4 protein-coding genes are annotated in these 7,604 nt (G+C 41.9%); 1 reads left to right on the forward strand and 3 read right to left on the reverse strand.

Going from position 1 to position 7,604, the window contains the following annotated elements:
- Positions 1–122 precede the first annotated feature (122 nt).
- Positions 123–3,926: a PAS domain S-box protein gene (locus AACX33_RS03505; RefSeq protein ID WP_194003271.1), complete on the reverse strand. Its 3,804-nt coding sequence runs from the start codon at positions 3,924–3,926 to the stop codon at positions 123–125.
- Positions 3,927–4,665: 739 nt separating this feature from the next.
- Positions 4,666–5,937, reverse strand: a complete 1,272-nt coding sequence (locus tag AACX33_RS03510; protein ID WP_194003273.1) for a CCA tRNA nucleotidyltransferase — start codon at positions 5,935–5,937, stop codon at positions 4,666–4,668.
- A gap of 90 nt (positions 5,938–6,027) precedes the next feature.
- On the opposite strand from AACX33_RS03510, the gene AACX33_RS03515 reads away from it, so the two are divergent.
- Positions 6,028–6,276, forward strand: a complete 249-nt coding sequence (locus tag AACX33_RS03515; RefSeq protein ID WP_089092100.1) for a Ycf34 family protein — start codon at positions 6,028–6,030, stop codon at positions 6,274–6,276.
- Positions 6,277–6,565: 289 nt separating this feature from the next.
- Here AACX33_RS03515 and AACX33_RS03520 read toward each other — a convergent pair whose 3' ends face one another.
- Positions 6,566–7,204 carry a histidine phosphatase family protein gene (locus tag AACX33_RS03520; protein WP_194003275.1) on the reverse strand — a complete coding sequence of 213 codons (639 nt, stop codon included), beginning with the start codon at positions 7,202–7,204 and terminating at the stop codon, positions 6,566–6,568.
- Positions 7,205–7,604: the final 400 nt, after the last annotated feature.

Below are 7,604 nucleotides of genomic sequence, written 5' to 3' on the forward strand. Positions count from 1 at the left end.
GAATTACGAATTACGAATTACGAATTACGAATTACGAATTACGAATTACGAATTACGAATTACGAATTACGAATTACGAATTACGAATTACGAATTACGAATTACGAATTACGAATTACGAATTACGCATTATTCTTAACTAATTGCACAACTGCGGCGGCTAAAGTATCTGGTTCCACTGGCTTAGGGATGTGCATTTGAAAACCTGCGGCGATCGCCTGTTTTTGGTCAAACTCGGCCGCAAATGCTGTGAGAGCGATCGCCGGAACTTCTCCACCGATTTCTGGCGGTAAAACCCGAAGTTTGCGTAACAACTCATAGCCATCCATCAAAGGCATCCCAATATCGCTGACTAACACATCTGGCTGAGACTTGACGATAATTTGCAATGCTTCCAATGCAGAAGCCACTTTCGTCACTTCTGCGCCATACATCTTCAGCACAAAAGCGATAAAATCCCGCGAATCAGCATCATCATCCACAACTAAGATTTTCATGCTATTTAAATTTAACGTTGATGCCGGCGGTGCATGATCTAATCCGATCTCTGGCTGAGGCGATGTCTGACGATAAGTCGCTACGCGTCTACTCAACGGGAGACTCACAGTAAAAATTGCTCCCTGTCCTTCACCTAAACTCTCAGCCTTAACAGTACCGCCATGTAACTCTACTAACTGCCGGACAATTGCTAATCCTAAGCCTAGTCCTCCAAATTTTCTGGTAATTGAACCATCTTCTTGACGAAAGTAATCAAATATGTGGGGCAAAAATTCCGGGCTAATCCCTTTACCCGTATCACTGACTTGGATTTGAGCCATAGAAGCAGATTCCTCTAGCCGTACTTCCACTCTCCCTCCCGGAGAAGTAAACTTGACAGCATTAGACACCAGATTCCAGACAATTTGTTGTAAGCGAGCTGGGTCACCTGTCACTAGCCCTATATTCTCCGCCAACATAGTATGAATAGTAATTTCTTTCGCAGCAGCAGCTAGACTAACAGTGTCTAAGGCTACTGAAATAGTCTTTGCTAGATTCACACTGGAAACATTTAGAATTAGTTTGCCCCGGAGAATACGGGATACATCCAGCAAATCTTCAATCAAATCAACCTGTAATTTGGCATTGCGTTCAATAGTTTCTATACCTTGAGCCGTCTTAGCTTTGTCTAACTTGCCAGTTTTCAGTAGCTGCGCCCAACCCAAAATCGGATTAAGCGGCGTTCGCAGTTCATGGGAAAGGACTGCGAGAAACTCATCTTTAATGCGATTGGCTTTTTCCGCTTCTGCACGCGCTGCTTGTTGCTGTTGCAAGGCACTCCACAGAGCTGTTTCTGCCCGTTTATGATCATCAATATCGGTAGAAGACCCAAACCACTTGATAATCTCTCCTTTGTGATTACGTAAAGGAAAAGCTCGACTTAAATGCCAGCGATACTGCCCATCACTAGCACGACGGAAGCGACATTCTACGTCATAATTTTTACCTGTAACGACGCATTCACTCCAAGTATCTACGGTCATTCGTACATCTTCGGGGTGCAGTACAGTTTCCCACCCCCAACCTTGAGTTTGCTCCCAAGTCATACCGGTATAGTCAAACCAGCGTTGATTATAGTAGTCTAACCAGCCATCAGTCCGAGCAGTCCAGACAATTTGCGGCATGGTATCAGCCAAAGTCCGGAAATTTAATTGGCTTTCTTGGAAAGCTTCTCTAGCTTGGATATGATCTGTAATGTCAGTATTAGTACCGTACCATTTAACTATATTTCCTTCTTGGTCACATAAAGGCAGTGCTTGTTCTAAAATCCAACGATATTCCCCACTCCTAGAAAGCAAGCGAGCCTCTACCTCGTATTCGCTACCAGTTTGCACAGAGTGATTCCACAATTTTTCCACTCTGGCTATATCTTCTGGATGCACAATATCAGACAATCCATCAGCTTGCACTTGTTCCAGTGTCTGACCTGTAAAATCGCGCCACCTATTGTTATAGTAATCCACTTCCCCATTAGGTAATGCTGTCCATACCTGTTGCGGAATAGTTTCGGTCATCAGCCGCAATTGATATTCACTTTGTTGCAACGCCTGTTCTACGCGATCGCGCTCAATGGCTACACCGGCGAGGTGAGATGCACTTTCAATCAGTTGTTGTTCTGATTTTTGCGGAATGCGCGGTGTAGAATAGTACAGTGCAAAGGTTCCTAAAACATTGCCTTGACTATCTAAAATCGGCGCAGACCAACAAGCTTTAAGATTGTTAGGTAGTGCGGAATCACGGTATTTTACCCATTTCGCATCGTTAGAAATATCTGAGACAATTACCGTTTGTTTGGTATAAGCAGCTGTGCCGCAACTACCTATGTCTGCACCCACAGGTACACCATCTGCTAATGATTGAGTATATTTTTCTGGTAGGCTAGAACCGACAGTCAGATGTAATTTCGTTTGCGATTCATCAAGTAACATAATCGAGCAAAAAACTTGATTTAACCTAGCCTCAATAGACTGGGCTAAAGTTACCAAGACTTCCTGGAGAGGTACACCCGTGGCAATCAATTCTAAAATATCCTTTTGCAAGGACAAGAGGGCTTCGTTTTGCTTGCAACTAGTCACATTCTGCTGCAACATCATACCTGCAAAAATTTTTCCCTGCTGGTTGCGAACAGGAACAGTATGAGTTTCGTAAATTTGATTTTGATAAGTGATTTCTTTAACTGTCGTTTTACCTGATAAAGCTGCACGATACAAAGGTTCTATTTCTTGACAGGTTTCTTCAGGAAATACTTCCTCAACAGTTTTGCCAATCATGGAATTGGCTTCTAGTCCCACCACTGCTAACTCAGTACCTTCACACACCAAGTAGCGCAAATTGTGGTCAAACAAGTAAACAGCACCATTGGGGATATGCTGCATGAGAGTACGGTAAAGTATTTCTCGTTCAGCTAAGATGGCATTGGCTGGTAGTAATTGGGCTGTGCATTCTACAACTTGTTGTTTGATTTCTGGCTTATAGACACTAATATCGCGGGCGACTGCATATATCAGTTGTGTTTCTCTCTCCTGAGTTACTGTCCAACCCAGCCATTTATAAGACCCATCTTGACAACGATAGCGATTTTCTAAGTAAATACACAGTTTATCTGTTTTCAGTTTATTTATTTCTGCTTGAGTTGCAATTTGCTCATCTGGGTGAATCAAATCAATCCAAGAGTCAGAAACCAGTTCCTCAAATGAGTAACCCAGTGTTTGAGTAAAAGCAGAGTTTATTTGATGAAAATATCCATCTAAATTCGTAACACATAATAAATTTAGGGAAAAATTACTCTGTGATAAGGCTTTATCAGCTTGATTTTGGTTATCAGTTATAAATAATTGTTTATTAATTTCAATATCAGCATCACTGCTCAATTGTTGGCTTTTAATTTCAGTAATATCAATAAATGTAGTGACAACACCATAGGGAGCAGCTTGATTAGCTTGAAATAAAGGCTGGCAATTTAATAATAACCAACCTAATTTGCCCGTTGGTCTATAAAAGCCCATCACCATATTTTTACATGGCTGTTTTGTTTGGAGAGCAACTATAGCCGGATGAGTTGCTGGTGTTACCACTGACCCATTTTCATGAATTATTTTCCAGGGTGGTGCAAAAAAAGGTTTTCCCAGTATTTGCTGCATCTCATATCCTAAAATTTTCTCCGCAGCCGAATTACAGGCTTGTATAGTTGTATCAGCTAGCTGAAAAATCATTCCCTCTTCTTGAGTAGAATTAATTGCCAAGTCTTGTTTTTGACTTTCTTCTAGTAATTCTATTTCTTTTGAATGCAACCGATTGATGAGTGTCTGTAATTGCTCTAAACCATTAATTCGTTGTGGTAATGATACGTGGAAAATATTTGGCGGTTGGGAATTTTCTTGATTTGGCATTATGTCAAATTCCATGATTTCAACGTAATTTTGGCGAAATCTACAATTTATTTCTGTAAAACAAAGTTTTCTGGTATCTACTTAATATAATTTAATGTAAATTTATTTTTTCAGTGGTTACTATACAATTCATCTAAAAAATAGCGTCATCGCTGATCATTCATATTTTAGCCCACACTCAAGCCTAAATTTATCACAGGTTATTTTATTTATGTAAAGACTATACTTGAGGATTATTATTGATATTTTGATGGAAATTCCAAGGATTACTTGCGGTTAAAGGAGAAATGAATTACAGCACAGAGGCTAGTACCGCAGGGCGGAAGTCAAAAGTCAAAAGTCAAAAGTCAAAAAGCTGACTCTATAGGCTTTTCATTGATTGCTGATGGTTGTCTTATTTACGCCGTGCTGTACTAGTTCAAGAATTTAGGCTATTAGACCATTGGAAATATCACAGAATGCAAATGCCGCGAAGATAATTGCAACTATAGTGCACAGAGTTATACATTTTAAAAGCAGCAGGAGCAACAAGTGGCAATGATGCACAAAAATGCTGCTTTTCGGTCAATTACTCCTAAAAATTCCCCTGATGAACTTGGATGAGTTTTCCAGCTATCTACAGGGACAGTCTTTGAGCAAACTGGCGCGGACAAGACTTATACTAAGCTTGCCGAAGGGTCGAAGTATGCCCGCACCACAATAAAATTTATGACAGTAATTTAAGTGTGTCACTAGTCTACTAGTCTACTAGTAAATTCCGCGCCCAGGCGATCGCTTGTTCGGGAGTCGAAATTTTACCCTCAGCTTGAGCTACGGCAATTTCTGTCAATAATTTGCGGATTACTGGCGAGGGTTCAATAGTTAATGCTAGTATCAAGTCGTCACCACTGACGAGTTTAGTGGGATGAGCAACCAGATCATCAGGGTTCAGGTAGCGGCTGATTAATGGTGCGTAGACGTGTAGCGACTGGTCGCCAGGCATCGCCGATACCAAATTATTCTCTATTAAGGCTAAAATTATTGTAGCCGCAAATACATTTCCCGCTTCTTGGAAGAAAAAATACTGATCTCGCACAGACATACTAGCTGATTTTAGCTGCGGGAATAGTTTCAGAGCAGTGGTAACCGCTTTCACTTCCGCCTGACTGTAAGTTAGTGCTTGGAGTTCTATTTTGGCAACTTCTGGCTGAGGGTGAACAAGACAAGCCAGTTTAGCAATACCTAACCAAGTGGTTTTTACGGTGTCGCGGACAGACTGTTGCAGTTCTCCACTCAGTTGCGGCCAATTTTGGGCAATTATAGCGGCTACTGTGTCTACTTTTGCTAGTTTTTCAAAGCTTTGGGGAGTCGCATTTTGGAACAAAGGCGCAAGTAAACCATTTTCTGCGGCCTTGGTTAGCCAAAAAGTCCCCTGTGCATTTGCTAATAAATAATTAATTTCTACCCGCACTCGTTCGGCTGCGACTTCTGCAATATGTGATGCCAAAGTCTGAATGATTGCTTGGGTTTTTGGCTCAATGGTAAATTCAAGTTGGGCGGCTTGACGATATGCCCGCATTAATCGCAGAGGGTCGTCTTTGAGGTTCGCTGGTGATACCATTCGCAAGATACCCTGTTCTAAGTCAGCCCGACCTTGTAAGGGGTCGATGATTTCTTGGGTATGGGGATTATAAGCGATCGCATTAATTGTAAAATCTCTTCTATGCAAATCAGTTTCTAAACTATCGCCTTCCTGTTGGGCAAAATCGGCGGTAGCTTGGGGAAATACCACACGGGCGATTTGCCTTTGGGCATCAAGTAGCACAAAACCAGCATGATAATGACGCGCGATCGCCTCAGCTACTGCCACCGCACCAGAGGGTATAATAAAATCCAGATCCAAGTATTCACGAGTTCTACCCAGAAGGGCATCCCGGACTGCACCACCGACAATATAAGCAGGTTTTGGCAACCATTCCAAGCTAAAAGGCCAATTTTCGGGAACTAGAGTCGGATATATCAAACCTTGCATTGTGATAAAAATCAACCCAAAAACTAGTGAATAAAACTTGGGCTTAAGTTACATTAGCAATAAAGAAAGGTTCTTGGAGCCAGTTCTATTATGTGTATTTGTGTAAACTGCCACTATGTAGACAGTTGTGAAACCTACCACGCCGTAGAAGCACAGCACCAACAGCCCCATTTAACCGAAAATCCCACCTTTGACCCGAATGAACCTTCCATTAACGTCAACATCCGCACCAGCGAAGATGTAATTGAAATGGAATGGGATGTTGTCGGTTGTCTCAGCTTTAAGCGGGAAATGGGTAAGTGGTCGAAATTACGTCCTGGTGAACTAGTACCGACGTGAGCAAAAACAATTACTCGCCTTGGCGACTGTAAGTCGCGGCTACACAGATAAAACCCAGCAACCTGGGTTAAAAACTTTAATTTTACGTTAGTCCGCGGAGGCGGACTTTGCTTGTGTAGTAGCGTACAGCCTGCGGCATCGGAGGCTCTATTCTATTCGCCCAAAACTACTAGTACCGCAAGGCGGAATTCAAAATTCAAAATTCAAAATTCAAAATGAATACAGGGTAATGTTTTCAGAGATTTTGAATGGTATGTCTATTTACGCCGTGCTGTACTAGTAGGGACTATTATGTTCCCGGACGAGAGCGAATATGATCGGGTATATGATGGCGATCGCCTAAAATTTCTAACAAAGGGCCATTAACGTCAAATTTAACCATACTTACCGACGCGACCAAAATATTCACCCGATAGCGATAGCGTCCTAAATCAATTCCCAGTAAACTGCAAAGCATAATCCGAATCGTGGCTTTATGGGAAACCACTAAAACATTACCTTCGGGATGTTTTTCTTGAATTTCAGCAATTACAGGCATAGAACGGTTAGCAATATCTACCGCAGTTTCTCCACCTATTGGTGCATTCCAAGCTGGTTCTGTCACCCATTTTACATAATTTTCTGCGTAATTCTCTTGGGCAAAGGATTTACTCTTAGTTTCCCATTCGCCGTAACTACCTTCTTTAAGTCCTTCACGCAACTGCATATCCATACCGATAGCATCACAAAATGGCTTGGCAGTTGCAATCGCGCGCTTCATTGGGCTAACATAAACCCCATCCCACTTCAATTTTTGATAAACATTGGCAAAACTCTCTGCCATCTGTACTCCCTCAGAGGTCAACTCCGCATCAGTTTGACCGCAGAAATTACCACTTTGACTAAAAGTAGTTTCTCCATGTCGCAGTAAATATAAATTCAGTGTCATAGCTTGTATCGCGATGGGGATAAAGGAGTTTGTGTAAAAATAAACTACCATCAATTTTGCAATCGAGTATGTTACAGCACGACAAAGTAATCAACGAAAAAAGTCAATCAACCACAAACTTTTGAAATCGAAGGCAAAAGTAGCGGTTTCACCTATTACTAAGTATTGATTCAGAATGCGGATACAATTGGCAAACTCCACACCTAAGTGATTTTCAATTATATGAGGTACTCTTAGCCCCCTCATCGCTTGCGCTATCGTGTACACACAAGTGATCGAATCGCCCCCTAACCCCCAATTCTGGGGGAACAAGAATTTTCCAAGTCCCCCAAACTTGGGGGATTTAGGGGGCAGAACAAGCTCAAACGCAGACACGTAGGACTTGTGTGTACACCGTAGC

The sequence above is a fragment of the Nodularia sp. LEGE 04288 genome (genome assembly GCF_963896525.1).
Classification (GTDB): Bacteria; Cyanobacteriota; Cyanobacteriia; order Cyanobacteriales; family Nostocaceae; genus Nodularia.